Origin of the sequence: Pseudoalteromonas sp. SD03, assembly GCF_040937955.1 — a bacterium.
GTDB lineage: Bacteria > Pseudomonadota > Gammaproteobacteria > Enterobacterales > Alteromonadaceae > Pseudoalteromonas > Pseudoalteromonas tetraodonis.
In genome coordinates this window covers 3456583-3475022 of the sequence record NZ_CP162514.1, presented here as the reverse complement: position 1 = coordinate 3475022, position 18440 = coordinate 3456583, and the positions used below count along the sequence as shown (strand labels likewise).

The window sequence follows — 18440 nt, the reverse complement described above, 5'->3', positions numbered from 1 at the left end:
GTAATATTCATCTCATCGACAATATAGAGACACCCGTTATGAAAGATATCATTGAAGGTTTTTTAAAGTTTCAAAGTGATGCATACCCAGAGCGTGCCGATTTATTTAAAAATTTGGCTACTAAGCAAAATCCACGGACTTTGTTTATTTCATGTTCTGACAGTCGTTTAGTGCCTGAGCTCGTAACACAACGTGAACCTGGTGGATTATTTGTTATTCGCAATGCCGGAAACATCGTCCCATCTTATGGGCCTGAGCCTGGCGGGGTTTCTGCATCAGTTGAATATGCAGTTACTGCACTGCAAGTAACCGATGTGGTTATTTGCGGCCATTCTGATTGCGGAGCAATGACGGCAATAGCAACCTGTAAGTGCATGGATCACATGCCTGCTGTTGGCAGTTGGCTGCGCTATGCAGACTCAGCTCGTATTGTTAATGAAGCGCGCAATCACGCAAATGAACGTGATCGCATTGAAGCTATGGTACGCGAAAATGTGATTGCACAACTAGAAAACATTAAAACTCACCCATCGGTGCGTCTTGCGCTTGGCGAAGGTCGCTTGGCATTACATGGCTGGGTTTATGATATCGAATCTGGCGGCATTGAAGCTTTAAATGGCGCAACGAATACGTTTGTTTCCCTTGCCGAACATACCGATGTTCGTGCATATCCAATTCAGCTTCCTGTAGCTGTTTAACCAACCATTGTAAGAGGTACTATTATGATCCAATCTCAAGTGAGCAACACGGCGCGCCTAGCATTAACCGATATAATTATTGCTGCAAAAGCAGAAAAAAATCTGTCGTTTGAACAAATTGCAGAGGGCACAGGTTTAAGCGACGTTTACGTGACGGCGGCTTTATTAGGCCAGCACCCATTGCCTGCAGAGGTCGCTGAAAAAGTGGCACAAACGCTGGGCCTTGATGCAAGTGCGGTTGAGTTACTTAAAGCTATTCCACTACGCGGTAGTGTCGAAAACAATATGCCAACCGATCCGACTATTTACCGTTTTTATGAAATGATGCAAGTATACGGTACAACGTTTAAGGCATTAGTTCATGAGCAGTTTGGCGACGGTATTATTAGTGCAATTAACTTTAAAGTAGATATGAAAAAAGTTGAAGATCCTGAAGGTGGCTCACGTGCTGTAATTACGCTTGATGGTAAGTTCTTACCTTACAAGCCTTTCTAAACGCTTTATAATATTTTGTAAATAAACAGTCGGCGCTAAGCGCCGGCTTTTTTTGGTTATTAAGGATGGTTTTTATTGATGAGTAATCACAGCACTTCTACTTCTTCTTATGCATCGGCACTTTCGCTTTTTTGGCCAATGTTAATTATTGCTGTGCTCGCAATGACCTTACGACCCACGCTTACCTCTACCGGCCCATTACTTGAAGAAATTCGTTTAAGCACTGGGCTTGGTTTACAAGGGGCGTCTTTGTTAACTGTACTCCCTATGTTTTGTATGGGTGTGTTTCCATTATTACTTCCTTGGCTTGGGCGTTATTTAAGTGAAAATGCGTGGATTGCTGGTGGATTGTTTGCAATTGCATTAGCTGGTTTTTGGCGTTTGTGGCTTGGCAGTGGTTGGGCGTTAATAATCAGTGCGCTATTAGGCGGTACAGGCATTGCAATAGTGCAAGCGATGGCTCCAGGAGTGGTTAAACGTTGGTATCCACAGCGAGTTCCTTTAGCTATGGGGGTATATTCTGCCTCACTTATGGCAGGCGGTGGTATAGCTGCAATATTAACGCCGCGGGTGGCGGTGCACTATGGCAGTTGGCAAGCAGGGCTTGGAGTGTGGCTTATTATTCCTGTTATTGCTCTGTTGCTTTGGTGGTTAAGGCCGCAGGAGCCGATGGACGCAAAGCATAACAGTATTAAGCTTAATTTATTTTTTAACCAGCGAGCATGGTTACTTGCTGCCTATTTTGGACTCGCTAATGGCGGTTACGCGTGCATGATTGCTTGGTTACCTAGTTACGCTCAGGATTTAGGATGGAGTGCACAAAATAGTGGGGAGCTTATTGGCGTTATGACTGTTTTTCAGGTAATTGGTGCATTGGGTGCACCGGTACTTTCAGCACACCGCTTAGACAGGCGACCTTGGTTATTTTTTGCTGTTGCGATTCAGCTAATAGGTTTTATAGGATTAATATTGATGCCCGATTCTATGATGAACGTTTGGGTGGGGATGATAGGGTGTGGTTTAGGTGCTTGTTTTTCGCTAACACTCACCGTGGCGCTCGATCACTTGTCTAATCCAAAATTGGCAGGTGTACTCACTGCGTTTGTCCAAGGTGTTGGCTTTATTATTACCGCTATCGTGCCTTATATAGCAGGTGTTTTACTCGATGTTACTGCACGCTATCAAGCATCTTGGTTTATGTTGGTGATAACGCTAATTGCAATGCTGTTTATGACAATCCGATTTGCTCCTGCAACGTATGCAAAGGCTATAAATATTACCCATTAACTTTTTAATGGGATTTAAGCTTTTTTAAATCCCATCCCCTTTCACTTTTTCTGCGTTTTATTGCCACCGTCATTTTTTCTTCATCAAAATTACCTTTATTAGTCATATCTCTTTTTTAGAGTACAGCGGTTGATGTTTTTTGTGTTCACACTTTTAAAAATAACCACTACATAATGGGAATTACGGATGAAAATTAAAAAAGTTGCTGCGGCAATCGCACTAACCTGTGCGTTTAGTGCCGTTAGTCATGCCAATGTTTTACCGCAAAGTCAAAAAGACAGCAGCTGGTACAGCGCTGCCCAAGCAAAACTAACAACAAAAACAACGCAAGCGCAGGCAATTAAAAACACTAAAGCTAAAAATGTTATTTTATTTGTAGGCGATGGCATGGGTATTTCTACCTTAACGGCAGCGCGTATTTTACAAGGTCAACGCAATAATCAGCTTGGCGAAGAAGGCTATTTAAGCTTTGAGCAGTTCCCTTACTCTGCGCAAGTTAAAACCTATAATGTGGATGCACAAACGCCAGACTCTGCAGGCACCATGACGGCCATGATCTCAGGTGTAAAAACCGATGTGGGTGTTATTGGTGTTGATGAAGATATTGAGCGCGGTGAGTGCTCAACGGTGGCTGGTAATGAGTTACTTACAGCCACTGAGCTTGCTGAAATTAAAGGCCTAGCAACAGGAATTATCTCTACTGCCCGCATTACCCATGCAACGCCTGCGGCAACCTATGCTAAATCGGCTGATCGCAACTGGGAAGATATCTCAGACATGCCCGAAGAGGCTGTTAATGCTGGCTGTGAAGATATTGCCTCACAGCTGGTTAATTTTGAAAAAAACCTAGAAGCACGCTTTGTCGGAACCGATGTTGATGGCTTAGATTTTGTGATGGGTGGCGGCCGTCGTCACTTTTTACCAAAAGAGGCCGCGGCTAATTCTACTGACGCTATGAGCGCCGTAGAAGGCGATCGTACCGATGAGCGTAACCTTGTTACTGAGTGGCAAACACAGTATCCAAATGGCACTTATGTGATGGATGAAGCCGGTTTTAATAGCATTGCCGATGACGCCACTAAAGTATTTGGTTTATTTAATGAATCGCACATGCAATACGAAGCTGACCGTGCCAACGATATAGCAGGCGAGCCTTCACTTACCGAGATGACCACCAAAGCCATTGATGTACTGGGTAAAAACGAAAAAGGGTTTTTCTTAACGGTTGAGTCGGGGCGTATTGACCATGCTCACCATGCGGGTAACGCATATAATGCACTTAATGACACCATTGAATTTGCAAAAGCAGTACAAGCTGCCGTTGATAACACCAATCCAGAAGAAACCCTTATTTTAGTTACAGCTGATCACAGCCATGTATTTACTATTGCAGGTTACCCTAAACGTGGTAACCCAATTTTAGGTAAGGTGGTTGCTGTAGGGCAAACTACACCAACGCTAGCTGCTGATAACATGCCATACACCACAGTAGGTTATGCAAATGGCCTCGGTTTTAGAAACTTAATCGATGAAACGGATGCAGACGCAAGCTATGAAACAGCTGCGGTTGCAGGACGTGTTGAGCTAAATGGTGTTGATACAACAACGCCAGGTTTTCACCAAGAAACCACGGTACCACTGAGCTCTGAAACACACGCAGGTGAAGATATTTCACTGCATGCAACCGGACCGGGTGCTCACCTAGCTCAAGGTGTTATTGAGCAAAACGTTGTATTTCATTTAATTAATCAAGCTCTTGAACTAACTCAGCAATAATGGCGGCTCACATGAATAAATTAACAGTACTTTCTTTAGCAGTAATGGTCGCATTAACGGGGTGTTCGAGTGATGACGACAAAAACAGCAATAATATTTTAGCGGTCGATCTCCCAATTGCAGTGGGATCTGCGCAATGTATCAATGGCGGCGTAGAAACACAAAGCGGTGTTGATACCAATACAAACGGGCAATTAGAGAGCAACGAAGTAACGCACACTAACTTAGTCTGTAACGACCCAGCCACCTCATTAACGAGTGAGCAGCTGGCGTCTCTTAGCAATAACGTATGGTTTAGTGATGCACAAACTAAGCTCGCCGGCGCGCAAGATGCTGCAAGTAAAGTGGTAACTGAATCGGGTAAAGCTAAAAATGTGATCTTGTTTGTTGGCGATGGAATGGGTATTTCTACTGTGACAGCTGCCCGTATTTTAGCGGGGCAATTACAGGGTGAAATGGGTGAAGATCACCAATTAAGCTTTGAAACCATGCCGTACTCTGGGTTTGTAAAAACCTATAACGTGGATGCACAAACGCCAGATTCTGCCGGTACAATGACGGCAATGGCCTCAGGTGTAAAAACCGATGTGGGTGTAATTGGTATAGACGAAGCGGTTGAACGTGGTAGTTGTGCATCAGGCAAAGGACATGAGCTTGTTACATCATTAGAACTGGCTGAGATTGCCGGTAAGTCTACGGGTATTGTTTCTACTGCACGTATTACCCATGCAACACCTGCGGCAACCTACGCTAAATCGGCAGACCGTAACTGGGAAGATATTTCAGATATGCCTGCTTCTGAGTCAGCTAATTGTGAAGATATTGCCTCACAGCTGGTTAACTTTGAAAAGAACCTAGAAGCACGTTTTAGTGGTATTGATGTAGACGGAATTGAAGTGGTTATGGGTGGCGGGCGTCGTCATTTTTTACCAAAAGATGCCGCGTTTAACTCAGCTGATGCTGTTAGTGCTGTAGAGGGCGATCGTACAGATAATCGCGACTTAACCGCAGAGTGGAAAACGCAATATCCAAATGGTGTTTATGTGATGGATCAAGCGGGTTTTGCTGCTATTGATGCAACCACAACTGAGCGTGTATTTGGTTTATTTAATGAATCTCACATGCAGTACGAAGCCGACCGTGGCAATGATATTGCAGGCGAGCCTTCATTATCACAAATGACCGAAAAAGCGATTGATGTGCTTGATAACAACGATAAAGGCTTTTTCTTAACGGTTGAGTCGGGACGTATTGACCACGCGCATCATGCGGGTAATGCATACAACGCACTGAACGATACTGTAGAGCTGGCTAAAGCAGTAAAAGTAGCGATGGAAAACACCAACCCAGAAGAGACGCTAATTGTAGTAACAGCCGATCACAGTCACGTATTTACCATTGCGGGCTACCCTAAACGCGGTAACCCAATTTTAGGTAAAGTGGTTGGTGTAGGGCAAACAGAGCCCAGCCTTGCTGCCGACGATATGCCTTATACTACAGTTGGTTACACTAATGGTTTAGGCTACAGAGACCTAGGTGCAGAAACCGATGCTGATGCATCTTACTTAGCAGCACCCGTTACAGGGCGTGTTGATTTAAGTAATGTTGATACTACAACGCCAGGTTTTCACCAAGAGGCACTTGTGCCACTATCATCAGAAACTCACGCAGGCGAAGATGTAGGTGTGTATGCAATAGGCCCTGGGGCGCATTTAGTAACAGGTACTAATGAGCAAAGCTTTTTATTCCATGTTATGGACTTTGCCGCTGACTTTGTAAAAGCCGCGGATGAAAAAGTAGCGCAATAAACCTTGCGATATAAAACAACCCGCACACTGTGCGGGTTTTTTTATGTCATTAAACTGCCATTATTTTTGGTTATGTTAAAGGCAATTAAGCTAAAAGCGATTAACTAAAGAGATAGCCCAATGAAAAAAGTATTTTTAATAATGAGCGCATTGTTTAGCGCAAGCAGCTTTGCTGAGCAGTGCGATATAAATCCACAGGTATTAAAAGCCACTTACACTATTATTAATAAGACTCCACAAACGCTTAAAAATAATAAGGCAAACAGCCAAACTCTCACCCTTTGGCGAAATGAGCAACAAGTGGCGCACCAAAGCCAAGTTATAACAGAGCTTTGGCAGCATACGAGCAACAATCAAATACGGCCTATTCGTTATTTTAATGCGCAGCAGCGCGGTATTGAATATCAGCCCTCAGAGGTGCAAGGAGTGCAAAACTGGAGTGCAAAAGTACAGCTGGTAGATAATCATCTTATTGAAAAAATGACATTAGTGAGCACCGAAGGCGAAGGCTGCAACGAAATAAAAAATTACAGCTTAGAAGAAAATAACTCTCAGTATAACTTGGCATTTTTTACCCATTCAAAACTGGTAAAAACATTTAGTATTAGTAACCTAGCGAATAAAGCAAGCACGTCACTCAGCTTAGACGCGGTGCAAAATGACACACCAGCTATTAAGGCTCAGTTTGCAAAATGGGATAACTTTCAAACCACCGACTATGCCGACATTGGCGATAACGAAAGCGACCCATTTTTAGCAAAAATGATTAACCTAGGTTTTATAGAGCACGGCGCCACCGGTTTTTATAATCCTCATGGTGAGGCTATTCAAGGTGGACATCATCATTAGGTCGTTTTTTGGGCTTAGCAGAGTCTTCTGTTAAGCCATTTTCATAATCGTTGGCATCACAGGTATTTAAATTTTGCTGTGCTTGCTTATCTTGCTGTAATACCTGTTTTAAATCTTCCATACGTTGGCGTACTGCAACGCCGTAGCTGGCATCATCTCCCCAAAGCTCAGAAAGTTGTAACACAGATGCACGGTCATGATCCCTAAATAATTTACCAGCACGCTCAGCGTCTTCTTTGCTATTGCCAAGTAGCTGCAGTGATTCTATGGCTAAGTTAATGGCTGAGTCGACGGTTTCGCGGTTAAACGCATCCACTTTTAGATTCAGTAGTTGATACGCATGGCGACGATCGATTGCGCGCGCCACTATTTTTAATTGTGGGTAGTTTTTATGTGCCAGCTTAATAATTTCAATGGTTTTATCTGGGTTATCAATTGCAACAACCAGCATTTGTGCTGTATGCGCGCCTGCGGCTTCAAGCAGTTCCTGGCGAGCAGCATCACCGTAAAATACGGTGTTACCAAAGCGGCGCAGCAGTTCTATTTGGCTTGGGCTGTGATCAAGTACGGTAATTTCGTAGCCTTGTGCATGTAATAAACGTCCCATAATTTGCCCAAAGCGGCCATAGCCCGCAATAATTACATGTTTAGCGGTATTTATTTGTTCTGGTTTATCAAACTCAGGCTTAGTGCTACTACTGCGTTTTTGTATTTGCTCATACAGCATCAGTAATAAAGGAGCTATCAACATAGATACCGCAACCACTAAGGTCACTAGACTGGTTTGTTCTGGGGTTAAAATACTTAATGTGGTGGTCACGCTTAAAAGTACAAAAGCAAATTCACCACCTTGTGCTAGTGCCAATGTAAACAATAGTTTTTGCTTTGAGCTAATTTTAAATGTGACAGCAAGGGCAAACAAAATGCAGGCTTTAATGACAATTAATAAGGCAACTAAAGCAACCACGGTACTAAATTGATTAAATAATAGCTCAAAATTAATTGAAGCCCCTACAGTGATAAAAAATAGTCCTAGCAATAGGCCTTTAAAGGGCTCTATGTCGGCTTCTAATTCGTGTCTAAATTCACTTTCGGCCAATACTACACCGGCTAAAAAAGTACCTAAAGCAGGTGATAGGCCAATACTGTGCATTACAAGCGAAATAGCCACGACTAAAAACAATGCAAAAATAGTGAATATTTCACGCATGTGAGTTTGTGCGATGTATCTAAACAGTGGCGCAGAAACATATTTACCGCCGGCAATAATAGCGGCAATAACAGCTACAGAAACGCCTACTTGTTGCCAAACAGGCCAGCCTGCAATGATTGAATCGCTAATTTGTTTTGAGCTACTTGGTGCAGCAAACGCGAGTAAGGGGAGTAGCGCTAAAATAGGAATAATGGCAATATCTTGAAATAATAAAACCGAAAATGCATTTTGCCCAGCTTCTTGCTTTAACCAGCCTTTTTCTTCGAGGCTTTGCAATACAATCGCGGTAGAAGAAAGTGCCAGCATTAAACCAATGGCCAATGCGGTTTGCCAATGCATGGTAAAAAACCAATAACAAAAGGCAAAAATAACCGCCGCAGTTAGCACCACCTGTAAGCCACCAAGCCCTAAAATAGAGTGCCGAAGCTTCCATAGTCGTGAGGGTTGTAGTTCAAGTCCGACCAAAAATAGCATCATCACTACGCCAAATTCGGCAAAATGCATTACATCGGTTTGATCCCCTACGACTCCTAATGCATATGGGCCTATCAAAATGCCAGCAATTAAATAACCCAGTACTGATCCTAAGCCAAGTCGTTTGGCAATAGGAACAGCCACAATGGCGGCGGCTAAATAAATTAAAGCAATTTCTAGCATGGGGTGCTCTCTTGAGGTTAGGAGTTATTTATATTTTGATACTACTATAAATTAAGTTTGAGTTAATTGTGAAAGAAACATTATTAACGCATACTAATCCGCAATACTATTTAATCATTTTGAACGGGTAAACCAGATGTTAGTTGCGTTAAAAACTTCTCTTTTAGAACAACTAAATAACAAAGTTTTACCTTGCTATCGACACGATTGCCTTCCCTCAAAATAGCTCACTTAATTAAGCGAATTGGTATTACTTTATTGTGTACCATTAAATTTAATAATATGTTTTTTATAGGAACTAAAATGAGTATTAAGCTGCTTTTAAAAATTATGCTGACCACTGTGTTTGCTGCGGTATTTACACAAACGGTGCAAGCTCAACAGTACAAGGTTGAGTTTGAACCACAGCGAGCTGAGCTTGAACAGCAAATTACTGGTGATGAATTTAATGACTATTTAGTTAGTGCAAAAGCAGGTGATATCCTGAATGTGACTCTGACTCCTTCAAATTTAAGTAACTACTTTAATATTTTGCCCTTAGACAGTAATGAAGCCGTATTTATTGGCTCAATAGAAGGGCATGAAGCTAAATATCAACTCAGCACAGATGGAGATTATATTGTGCGAGTTTATTTAATGCGTAATGCAGCGAGACGTGGTGAAACAAGTGATTATAAGTTAACCATCATTAAACATGCAGGTGTAGCCGTGCCTGTAAAAACTATGCACCCAAGCTGGGATAGCGATGGCGATGGAATAAATGATTGTGAAAACGATGGCAGTTGTGACCACACCATTGATTATACAAAACCAAAAACGGTCAATTAATTGACCGTTTTATATGATTTAAAAGTAAGATTAGATTATTAGTCTAGCTTTACTGAACCAGAGATATTATCGATACTAACATCGCCAGAGCCTGCTTCTGTAATTGTTAGCCCTTTAGCGTAATTAACGCGAATATCGCCAGAGCCATCTTCAATCGTCACGCTTGAGCCAATATGTTCAATCAACATATCTCCTGAGTTATCGTCTACGGTGACTGCGCCTTTAATATGTTTAATAGTTATGCCGCCCGAGCCATCTTCAACATTTAATACGCCTGTTACGTTAGTCACTTGCATTTCGCCCGAGCCATCTTCAATAGCGACATTACCACTGACATTATCAATATCAATGCTGCCTGAGCCGTCATTTAATACTAAGTCGCCGACCACATTTTTTACGTAAATACTGCCCGAGCCATCATCAATATTTAGGTTTTTAGCACTATTGATAGATAAGCTGCCAGAACCATCTTTTACATCAATATTGCTTTGCATCTCGTTAATAACAATATCGCCTGAGCCGTCGTTAATATCTAAATTTAGGGTGTTAGGTACGGTAACAACTAAATTGATACTTGGTGATTGCCCGCTGTAAAAGCTAATCCCATTATTACTTTTATTTTGTGCAACAAGTTTTGCTTGTGTACCGCTTTTCTCAAGGGTGAGTTCGTATTCATCGTCAATGTCGGCGGTGTAAATGATGGCATCAACGCTAATATTGGTTGCAGTATTAGAGCCCTGAATATCGAGCGAACCGGCACCACTTAATATCGTTAAGTACTCAAGGTTATTGCTTGGTAGTGAAAGCTGCTGGGTTTGTTTAACTGATGCGACACTGGGCGATATGTGAAATACACAACCGCTGAGTAATAAAATGCCACTAATTAATGAAACGGGCTTAGTGAAGTTGAATAGAGTTGATGCGCTCATGTTTAGTCCTTTGATATTGATTATTTTAGTTAATATACAAAGTATAGAGCAAAATTGAGGCCGAAATGTAAGTTGTTGTTTTATATGAGGTGGCAGCAGTAATTAAAAAGTTAAAATGCCAAAATATGGTTAAAAATACTAAATGTTAATAAAAAGGATGCACACTGCATCCTTTTGTAATTACTCTATTGTTAATGAGCATTTTACTTAAAAATTGTAAGTAATGTTACCGTATAAAAAGCGCCCATCTAAACTGTAGGGTGTGTAAGGCGTGTACGGAAATATTTGGCCAAAGTTAGAGTAGCCAATATTATCTACCGTTGCTTGAGGGTACTGATCGAACAAGTTATTTGCACCCACTGCAAACTTCCACGCTTCGTTAGGACGATAAGCGACTTCTAAATCAGCAATCCATTTAGCATCTAAATATTCATCACCCTCGCTGGTGGTTGAAATATCTGCCACTTCCCCATAGCGAGTTGCACGCAAGGTTGTTTGCCATTGGTTAAAGCTCCAAACAGCCGAGAGGTTTAGTTTGTTATCGGGTGTGCCTTGCTCAAAACGGCCTACTTCACGACGGGCAAATACCACGTAGTCATCGTCTAAAGAATTTAGCTCACTTGGGTTTGCATCTACATGAGTCACTTCGGTATCGTTAATGTTTGCCGCCGCATTTAAGCGCACATCACCCAATGTATTTAAATCAAGTGTGTACGTTGCCACAATATCAACACCTTGCGTGCGCGAATTGATGGCGTTGGTAAAGTAACGAACACTTTCGGTATTTAGCTCGCCAGCATTCGCTAGAATTTGCTGCACAGCGTCACCGCTTAAGTTTTCAGAGAGTACAATCCGGTCATCAATATCAATGCGGTACGCATCAACTGTTAAGCTAAAGCCACCTTGAGTGTAAACAAATCCAGCGGTAACGTTAACTGAGTCTTCTGCATCGAGCTGTTTTGCACCTAACGCTTGCGCTGCAGGAGCAGAGCTTGGAAATAGGCCAACTTCAAAAGGCTGGTTATTTTCGAGAATAGTCGATATTTGACGGTACGAGCTTTGTGCAAGTGACGGCGCACGAAAGCCAGTACTTGCCGCACCACGTAACGATAGGTTGTCGTTAATACTGTAACGCGTGGCTAATTTTGAAGTAAATGTGTTACCAAAATCGCTGTAATCTTCATAGCGACTGGCTAAAACAACATTCCATTTATCAGTTAAGTAAGTATCAAGTTCAGCAAATACAGCAACATTATGACGACTTTCATTGGTTGCGCTTTGCGGCCCAAACCCAGGAAGCACTTGCGCACCGCCAGCAGCAATTGGGTTACCGTTGTTATCAAGCGCAGTAATATAAGAGGCTTCTTCGCCTTGCTCTATTTTATAGCTTTCACGGCGGTATTCAGCACCAATAGTGAAAAACACATCATCGGGTAGACCAAAATCAACGCTGGTATTGGCATCAAAATTAACTAAAAATTGATCGTAAACCATGGCGCCGTTATCAAACTCAGTTTGGCTATTAGTACCTAACGAAGTATTGAGGCTATTTACAACCCCTAAACCAAAGTCATTTCGGCCGTAGTTGGTGCTTACATCCCAAGTCCAGTCGCCACTATCGCCTTGTAAACCAAGTGCCAGCGAGTAATCTTTTACGTTGGTAGCAATTTGTGGCAAAAAGCCATTAGGGTATAGCTCTAAAACATTGCGGCTGTCTTTTGCACGACGGTAAAATCCGCCCGAGTTACCTTCACGCTCTGAATAGCTACCAAACGAATAAACATTAAAGCCATTCTCTAAATCGTATCCCATATTGTAAAACAAAGCGTAGTCTTCCAACGCTGCTTTACCAAAACGGTGATTGTAGCGATCAATTGTAAATTCGCGTGGGTCTAGGCTGCCATCATCTAGGCGGTTGTATTGTTCGCGTGGATCAAAACCAGAGCGTTGAGTTGAGTCGTTATCACGGTATTCAATTGATACATTTACAAAACCATTGTCTGTTAATGAAAAACCTGAGTTTGCGCTAATTGTGCGGGTACTACCGTCGTTAACGTGACGATCGTCGCCTAAATTAAATGCAAGGTTGCCGTTATCATCCGCATAAGTGCTATTTAGTTGCGGTACACCGGCCATTTGGCTGTCGTATTGGCCATAAGTTACGCTAACACTGCCGCCTTCGGTGGCATCTTTTAAAACAATATTGATTACTCCCGCAATGGCGTCAGAGCCATATTGTGCTGCAGCCCCATCGCGCAGTACTTCAACACGCTTAATTGCAGAGGTTGGGATCATGTTTAAATCAACCGCGGTAGAGCCGCGACCAACCGTGCCCCCTAAGTTTAATAACGCACCAGAGTGGCGACGCTTACCGTTAATAAGGACTAAGGTGTGATCGGGTGCAAGGCCTCTTAAAACCGCTGGGCGAGCATGATCGGTGCCATCAGAGAGTGTGGCACTTGGGTAGTTAAAGCTCGGGACTTGGTTAGCGAGCACTTGGCTAATTTCAAGTTGCCCCGTACTTGCCATATTGTCACTGCTAATAATATCTACAGGCACAGTACTTTGCGCAATACTACGCAAACTGCGGCGCGTGCCTGTTACTGAAATTACTTCGATATTTTCTTCGACTTGGTTAGTTTGCTCAGCCGCATTAGCAGCTGAAAAAGAGGCGCTAAGTGCGGTGGTAATAGCCAAGCTAAGTGCTAATTTTTTATTAGCTAATAAATGCTGAAAAGTCATTGAGCGTGCCTTGAAGATTTTGAAAAGGGCGCATCATATATAAGCGGCTAATGCATCGCAAAGATCTAAATTGACTAAGTTATTCAACTATTTTCATAAAAATAAGTGATCGGAATAATAGATTGAAATAGGAACAGACAAGGAGGCTAAAATATAGGATTATGCTTATTTAGGCAGCGAAAATGACTAACTTGGTTTAAAGCTTTGCTAAAGGGGTTTAATTATAAAGAAGCTACAGGCCAAACGATTAATGTGGCCTGTAGGGAATTAAAAAGTTATTCAGGTGCTATTTCAAGGGTGGTAAATAATACATAGCGGCTGGCGTCTACACCTTTTTCGTTTACTGTCACTTTTTGAGAGGTTTCGATTAGGTATAGGCCTGGCTCTTTCCACGTTGTGCTAAACATGCCGTTTTTGTCGGTCGTTACTTTTATTTCACCACGTTCGTTACGGTAACGTGTATCACCTTTTAAAATACTTATTTCAATCCCTTCGCCAACCGGCTTTCCATCGCTTAGTAGTTGAAAGCGTGCTTGCTCACCAACAAATAGATCGTTTGGATGGGTTGGGCCGCTTAGCTCTAAGCCTTGACCTAATAGTGCCGGTTTAGAGGTACCATTATGACTAACAAAGGTATCAACAGTAGAGATGGTTTTAATTGTAGTGATGTCGCTGGCGTCTTTAGGTAGATTGGCATCTGCTTTTTTGGCGAATACACGGTTTCGCTCACCTGCTGTATTTTTGTAGAATGTCATGTACATAGGTTTTTGCGTCATCGCAATATGATAGGTGCCTTGTTGCTGAAGTTTTACTGCAGCAGAGCTTTTGCGTTGTAGGTAATAGGCACGAATGGTATCGGTAACTTGCTCGCCATTTGGGGCAAGTGCCATAAGCAGAGTATCGTCGTATTCAGCGCCTTTTGTGCTTGGACGAAATGCTTTATCAGGTGCAAAAATTTCGTTAGAAATACTCGCATCAATCATTACATAATGGGCTTTATCCCCTGATAGCGAGGTATGCGAAGGTAGTAACCAGCGGCCATGTGCACTTGCAGCTGTTGATACCAGCGCTGATAAACTCAGTGCGCCAATGAGTGCTGTTTTTAATAAATTAACGTTCATTATTTTTCCTTTAAATTTGAATGATAAGTAGGGACTACCTAGCGGATACAGTGACAAAGCTGGTTGAAAATTCGTTTTTGCCATCAATGGTTATTTTTCCTGATTGGGTTAAATCAAGCTCAATACGGCTGTAATCACGCCCGCCTTCTTCACGAACAACTTCAACATTTAACAGGTATTTTCCTGCGATAACTGATTTGCCATTAAGATCGTTTCCGTCCCAATTAATGGTATAAGTGCCTGCGCGTTTGGTTGCGCTACTAACCCCATCGAAGTTTGCATCACTTTTACCTGCTTTACGCCACCATTGGCGTAGGTCTTTAAACCATTCCGCTTTTTGTACCCAAAGCGCTAAAGTTGTGACATGTTTACGCTCTGGTGTTTCGAGCCAAACAGCAACATAAGGTCGATGATAGGGCTGCACATCTAACTCAGGTAAAGTTAATTCGATTTCTAATTGGGGTGATTGCGCTGCCACCGAAGTGTGAAAACACACGGCAATTAACAGCAATACGGTGCTAATTAAAGATTTAAACTTGAACATTAAAACACTCCTTTAATTTGTGGAACCCAGCATAAATAAATAACCAATGGTGTTGCGATTCCTAATACGGTTATCCATATTCCTGCTAAGCGTTTTTTTCTGTTTTGAAATAAAATAATCATGCCGGTGATGGCAAATAGAATCATCAGCACCGCTGATATATCAATAACCCAGCTCCATACTTCTCCTGAGTGACGACCTTTGTGTAAATCGCTGATAACACTTAAAAAACCACCGGTTTGATAATCGAGCAACATTTCGCCACTGATAAAATCAAACTCTGCATAGGCATAGCCTGCTGGTAATGGGTAGTCGAGCATAACCAGTGAATCTTGCTTTTCCCATTCAATGCTTTTCACTTTATTAAGCCCATAGTGTTTGGCTAAATAAGCTTCTATTTGGGGATAAATAGCAGGCAGGCTATTTAATTGTGTATTTGCTTGAGTAAGCAGATCTTGGGGGATTTGGACCGTAATTTGGCCATTGTTTTTATCGTTTTTTAACCAGTCAACATGGTTTAGCACTATACCGCTTACACAAAATAGAATAAGTAAAAAAAACAAAGCGGTGGAAATATAGATATGTAGAGTACGACTTGTACTATATAAAGTGCGTTTATTAACAAAGGGCATAAAAGGAGCTGGGTTATTTAATTTATACGGATGATAATGATTTGCATTAGCTGTTACAAATTTATTTACCAAACTTTACACTTTATTTTTTAGGAGGAGCTGAGGGCTTAGAAATTAAGTAAGCCATAACCAGCACTTCAACAACCGCTACTAGGGCAATAATCCAAGCTGGAGGGCTGTTGTATAATAAAAATATAAAGCCTATTAGCATACCTATACCCGCAGCATACTTTGCCTTTACAGGAACCACTTGATGGGCGCGCCAATGTTGTAATGTTGTGCCAAAGCGAGGGTGGTTTAATAGCCAAGACTCAAGCGCTGCGGATGAGCGAGCAAAACAGGCTAAGGCTAAAATTAAAAACGGCGTGGTTGGCATAACCGGTAGGGCAACACCAATAATGCCCAGTAATACACACAGTAGCCCCAGCAATTTAAAGCCGAAATTTTTATAATAAATAAAAACGTTTTTTATGCTCACTTTAGCTCTTTTTTAATTAATTAAACGGTAAAAGGGTAAGCTAATTAAAAGGTAAAATGAAGAGAAAATGGCTTAGTTGCATGTTATTAACTAAGCCATTTAGGGTTAGCAAAGGAAAAGAATTTCCTGATTGCACTACCTATTAAAAGTAATAGCCTAAATTAATATTAAAACGGCGCTCGGTATCGCCATCACCAATAATGGTACCGCCAATAAAGGGTTGATTGCGGGCTTGTACGAAATCAACATAACTAAAGAATCCGCCAGCAGTAATGCTCATACCGGTTACATTCATCCAAGTATTGGCGCTATTATCTGACTTGTTGTAGATGATCCCATAGTCGTTATAAAACTGCAGGTTGGTAACTGGGCCCCATTCTAGTGCGTAGTCATAGGCAATATTAAAGTTGGTCATTGTGGCTTGGCTCGATACACTGTCATAATAGTCAAAAGCACCCACCGCAAAGCGGTTATTACCATCGTCTAAGTCGTAGTCATATTCACCGTGTTGCAATTGAATATTCCAGTTATTAATGTTGCTGTTTAAGTGAACAGCCCAAGCACTGTAATTACCAGCGCGGTCTTCACCGTCGTGAAGTCCGCCACTGAGTAACGATACCCCGATGTCAGTGGTGATATTTTTACTATGCTCAAGCTGATAAGTAGCGCGACCAGCAAAGGTGTTGTATTCACCAAGCTGTTTTGCTGGTTCAGCATAGATGCCTTCATCTGCAGGACGACTACCAACAATATCATAAGAGTAACGATGATTTTTGTCTGATGCTGAGCCATCAACTCCACCCAGTTCATCATTTTTGAAAAAGCCTAAATCAAGTGTCCAGTTGTCTTTAAGTTTACGCTTAGCAACCACACCTAAATCAAAATCATCTTCTAGGCCCACATAGTAGTTAGTGCTAAAAAAGTAGCTGTGAGAATTATAAGGATCGTTACCAAACGGCACGGCTGTTATGCCTGCCTGAGCTTCCCAGCCATCAATAAATTCGTACCCTAAGTAAGCGTACTTTACGACAGTCATATAATCGTAAAAGCGTATTTCACCATTGACTGAAATATCATTAATTTCGCCAGAGACATTTAACCGGAAAATATCAAAATCAAAGTCACCACCGCGATCTTCATTGTCTTCATCGTAAGAGTTTATACCGTAGTTAGCGCGAATAGCACCTCCTACCTTTATTCCAGGTGATTGCTTTTCTTGCTGTGCAGTGTCTGTAGAAGTAGCTTGCAACTGTTTACTAACTTGTTCTACTTGCTGAGACTTTTTTTCAGCGAGTTTGCTTTCAAGTTTATCTACTTGTTGCTTTAACTGCGTTAATTGGCTTTGGAGAGGTTGAAGATTTGATGCATAAGAATTGCTAGCAACACCACTTAAAATTAATGCGAGTGTTAGTTTTGAGAGTTTAGTCATAATAGCCGTTTTGATTGTGATTAAAAAAATAAAGGCGCAACGATGCGCCTCTTAGTGTGGAAAAAGGAGAAAATGGCAGACTAATTTAGTTTATTGTTTTTATACTGCGTTTTATTCTTTAGAAGTTTGAAACAGTGCGCCTACTTCTAAAAGAGGAGAGGCATCTAGCTTATCTGCATCCATCATTGCGGCAATACGTTGCATTGATGAAAGTAGTAGGCTCTGTTCCCATTCAGCAAGCGCTGAAAATTTTTCGATAAAGTGTTCTTGCAAGGGCTGAGGCGCTTTTTCGAGTAATTCTTTACCTTGTTCAGTAAGGTATAAGCTGACCCGGCGTTTGTCCATTTGACTACGAACGCGTGTTACCAAATTCTTGCTTTCTATTCGGTCAAGAATATTTGTGACCGTTGCCGGACTTAAATTGACGTTTTGCGCAATACGACTGGCGGTAATACCATCAGTTTGAGACACTTCTTGCATAATAAGCAGTTGTGGTCCAGTTAAACCCGCTGTTTTATTAAGTTGTTTTGAATGTAAGTCAATCGCACGGATCACCTTGCGTAAAGAAACTAGTAACTCGTCATATTTTTGCATTTGTTTGTCTCATGAAAGGCGAATCAGTTGCCGTAATCACGAAATGTTACACATCAAATAAATTGAATTCAAATGATATATATCATTTAACGCCGCTATTATTAGTTTTTAATGGTTTTTATTAATTTGAGCAGTAATTAAAATGGTATTTATTATCTTTATTTTATTAAAAGTTAATAACACTCTGTTTGCTAAGGCTGCGCACCTTACGTAAGTTAAAAGCGATACGCAAGCCACAGGTTTAAAACTTTAGTCGTAATTGAGCCGTTGATGTGGCATAACAATATAGTAACTAACTCAATTTAAATAACTATTCTATGTAGCTTATGCTTTAAGCATGCATTATTGTTTGTGTACAGT

General features: G+C 41.6%; 16 protein-coding genes. 7 read left to right on the top strand and 9 right to left on the bottom strand.

Going from position 1 to position 18440, the window contains the following annotated elements:
- Nucleotides 1–38 precede the first annotated feature (38 nt).
- From ABZP26_RS16200 to ABZP26_RS16175, 6 genes are all read left to right on the top strand, one after another.
- The gene (locus tag ABZP26_RS16200; RefSeq protein WP_033103575.1) at nucleotides 39–698 is read left to right on the top strand and encodes a carbonic anhydrase; all 660 of its coding nucleotides are present in this window, start codon (nucleotides 39–41) and stop codon (nucleotides 696–698) included.
- 24 nt (nucleotides 699–722) lie between these two features.
- Nucleotides 723–1193: a cyanase gene (cynS, locus tag ABZP26_RS16195; protein WP_016898998.1), complete on the top strand. Its 471-nt coding sequence runs from the start codon at nucleotides 723–725 to the stop codon at nucleotides 1191–1193.
- 78 nt (nucleotides 1194–1271) lie between these two features.
- Nucleotides 1272–2480 carry a CynX/NimT family MFS transporter gene (locus ABZP26_RS16190; RefSeq protein ID WP_058155406.1) on the top strand — a complete coding sequence of 403 codons (1209 nt, stop codon included), beginning with the start codon at nucleotides 1272–1274 and terminating at the stop codon, nucleotides 2478–2480.
- 186 nt (nucleotides 2481–2666) lie between these two features.
- Nucleotides 2667–4256 (top strand): alkaline phosphatase, encoded by a 1590-nt coding sequence (locus tag ABZP26_RS16185; protein ID WP_368485166.1) that lies wholly within the window; start codon nucleotides 2667–2669, stop codon nucleotides 4254–4256.
- An 11-nt stretch (nucleotides 4257–4267) separates the two neighbouring features.
- Nucleotides 4268–6064 carry an alkaline phosphatase gene (locus ABZP26_RS16180; protein ID WP_368485165.1) on the top strand — a complete coding sequence of 599 codons (1797 nt, stop codon included), beginning with the start codon at nucleotides 4268–4270 and terminating at the stop codon, nucleotides 6062–6064.
- A 120-nt stretch (nucleotides 6065–6184) separates the two neighbouring features.
- Nucleotides 6185–6913: a hypothetical protein gene (locus ABZP26_RS16175; protein WP_368485164.1), complete on the top strand. Its 729-nt coding sequence runs from the start codon at nucleotides 6185–6187 to the stop codon at nucleotides 6911–6913.
- Here ABZP26_RS16175 and ABZP26_RS16170 read toward each other — a convergent pair.
- Nucleotides 6888–8783: a monovalent cation:proton antiporter-2 (CPA2) family protein gene (locus ABZP26_RS16170; RefSeq protein ID WP_290172136.1), complete on the bottom strand. Its 1896-nt coding sequence runs from the start codon at nucleotides 8781–8783 to the stop codon at nucleotides 6888–6890. The two genes, ABZP26_RS16175 and ABZP26_RS16170, sit on opposite strands and share 26 nt — an antisense overlap.
- Before the next feature lie 303 nt (nucleotides 8784–9086).
- On the opposite strand from ABZP26_RS16170, the gene ABZP26_RS16165 reads away from it, so the two are divergent.
- The gene (locus ABZP26_RS16165) at nucleotides 9087–9611 is read left to right on the top strand and encodes a hypothetical protein (RefSeq protein WP_016899006.1); all 525 of its coding nucleotides are present in this window, start codon (nucleotides 9087–9089) and stop codon (nucleotides 9609–9611) included.
- Between the two features lie 38 nt (nucleotides 9612–9649).
- On the opposite strand, the gene ABZP26_RS16160 is transcribed toward ABZP26_RS16165, so the two are convergent.
- The 8 genes from ABZP26_RS16160 to ABZP26_RS16125 all read right to left on the bottom strand — a co-directional run bounded on the left by ABZP26_RS16160 (nucleotide 9650) and on the right by ABZP26_RS16125 (nucleotide 18080).
- Nucleotides 9650–10540 carry a hypothetical protein gene (locus ABZP26_RS16160; RefSeq protein ID WP_024602271.1) on the bottom strand — a complete coding sequence of 297 codons (891 nt, stop codon included), beginning with the start codon at nucleotides 10538–10540 and terminating at the stop codon, nucleotides 9650–9652.
- A 207-nt stretch (nucleotides 10541–10747) separates the two neighbouring features.
- Complete coding sequence (locus ABZP26_RS16155) at nucleotides 10748–13282, bottom strand: TonB-dependent receptor plug domain-containing protein (RefSeq protein ID WP_368485163.1); 2535 nt, start codon at nucleotides 13280–13282, stop codon at nucleotides 10748–10750.
- Between the two features lie 275 nt (nucleotides 13283–13557).
- Nucleotides 13558–14403, bottom strand: a complete 846-nt coding sequence (locus ABZP26_RS16150) for a DUF4198 domain-containing protein (RefSeq protein WP_368485162.1) — start codon at nucleotides 14401–14403, stop codon at nucleotides 13558–13560.
- Nucleotides 14404–14437: 34 nt separating this feature from the next.
- Nucleotides 14438–14947 carry a DUF2271 domain-containing protein gene (locus ABZP26_RS16145; RefSeq protein ID WP_016899010.1) on the bottom strand — a complete coding sequence of 170 codons (510 nt, stop codon included), beginning with the start codon at nucleotides 14945–14947 and terminating at the stop codon, nucleotides 14438–14440.
- A complete protein-coding gene (locus tag ABZP26_RS16140; RefSeq protein ID WP_368485625.1) occupies nucleotides 14947–15579 on the bottom strand; it encodes a PepSY-associated TM helix domain-containing protein in 633 nt (210 codons plus the stop codon). Before ABZP26_RS16140 ends, ABZP26_RS16145 begins: the two co-directional genes overlap by 1 nt.
- A gap of 82 nt (nucleotides 15580–15661) precedes the next feature.
- Nucleotides 15662–16057, bottom strand: a complete 396-nt coding sequence (locus ABZP26_RS16135) for a YbaN family protein (RefSeq protein ID WP_033103568.1) — start codon at nucleotides 16055–16057, stop codon at nucleotides 15662–15664.
- Nucleotides 16058–16199: 142 nt separating this feature from the next.
- Nucleotides 16200–17486, bottom strand: coding sequence for a porin (locus ABZP26_RS16130; RefSeq protein WP_368485161.1), 1287 nt, complete (start codon nucleotides 17484–17486; stop codon nucleotides 16200–16202).
- 111 nt (nucleotides 17487–17597) lie between these two features.
- The gene (locus ABZP26_RS16125; protein WP_016899014.1) at nucleotides 17598–18080 is read right to left on the bottom strand and encodes a MarR family winged helix-turn-helix transcriptional regulator; all 483 of its coding nucleotides are present in this window, start codon (nucleotides 18078–18080) and stop codon (nucleotides 17598–17600) included.
- Nucleotides 18081–18440 lie beyond the last annotated feature (360 nt).

Bases quoted from the DNA above. Each gene is read 5' to 3' on its own strand.
- ABZP26_RS16175 (WP_368485164.1), top strand. From the start codon at position 6,185: ATGAAAAAAGTATTTTTAATAATGAGCGCATTGTTTAGCGCAAGCAGC.
- ABZP26_RS16180 (WP_368485165.1), top strand. From the start codon at position 4,268: ATGAATAAATTAACAGTACTTTCTTTAGCAGTAATGGTCGCATTAACG.
- ABZP26_RS16190 (WP_058155406.1), top strand. From the start codon at position 1,272: ATGAGTAATCACAGCACTTCTACTTCTTCTTATGCATCGGCACTTTCG.
- ABZP26_RS16140 (WP_368485625.1), bottom strand. From the start codon at position 15,579: ATGCCCTTTGTTAATAAACGCACTTTATATAGTACAAGTCGTACTCTA.
- ABZP26_RS16170 (WP_290172136.1), bottom strand. From the start codon at position 8,783: ATGCTAGAAATTGCTTTAATTTATTTAGCCGCCGCCATTGTGGCTGTT.
- ABZP26_RS16160 (WP_024602271.1), bottom strand. From the start codon at position 10,540: ATGAGCGCATCAACTCTATTCAACTTCACTAAGCCCGTTTCATTAATT.
- ABZP26_RS16155 (WP_368485163.1), bottom strand. From the start codon at position 13,282: ATGACTTTTCAGCATTTATTAGCTAATAAAAAATTAGCACTTAGCTTG.
- cynS (WP_016898998.1), top strand. From the start codon at position 723: ATGATCCAATCTCAAGTGAGCAACACGGCGCGCCTAGCATTAACCGAT.
- ABZP26_RS16130 (WP_368485161.1), bottom strand. From the start codon at position 17,486: ATGACTAAACTCTCAAAACTAACACTCGCATTAATTTTAAGTGGTGTT.
- ABZP26_RS16165 (WP_016899006.1), top strand. From the start codon at position 9,087: ATGAGTATTAAGCTGCTTTTAAAAATTATGCTGACCACTGTGTTTGCT.
- ABZP26_RS16200 (WP_033103575.1), top strand. From the start codon at position 39: ATGAAAGATATCATTGAAGGTTTTTTAAAGTTTCAAAGTGATGCATAC.
- ABZP26_RS16125 (WP_016899014.1), bottom strand. From the start codon at position 18,080: ATGCAAAAATATGACGAGTTACTAGTTTCTTTACGCAAGGTGATCCGT.
- ABZP26_RS16150 (WP_368485162.1), bottom strand. From the start codon at position 14,403: ATGAACGTTAATTTATTAAAAACAGCACTCATTGGCGCACTGAGTTTA.
- ABZP26_RS16185 (WP_368485166.1), top strand. From the start codon at position 2,667: ATGAAAATTAAAAAAGTTGCTGCGGCAATCGCACTAACCTGTGCGTTT.
- ABZP26_RS16145 (WP_016899010.1), bottom strand. From the start codon at position 14,947: ATGTTCAAGTTTAAATCTTTAATTAGCACCGTATTGCTGTTAATTGCC.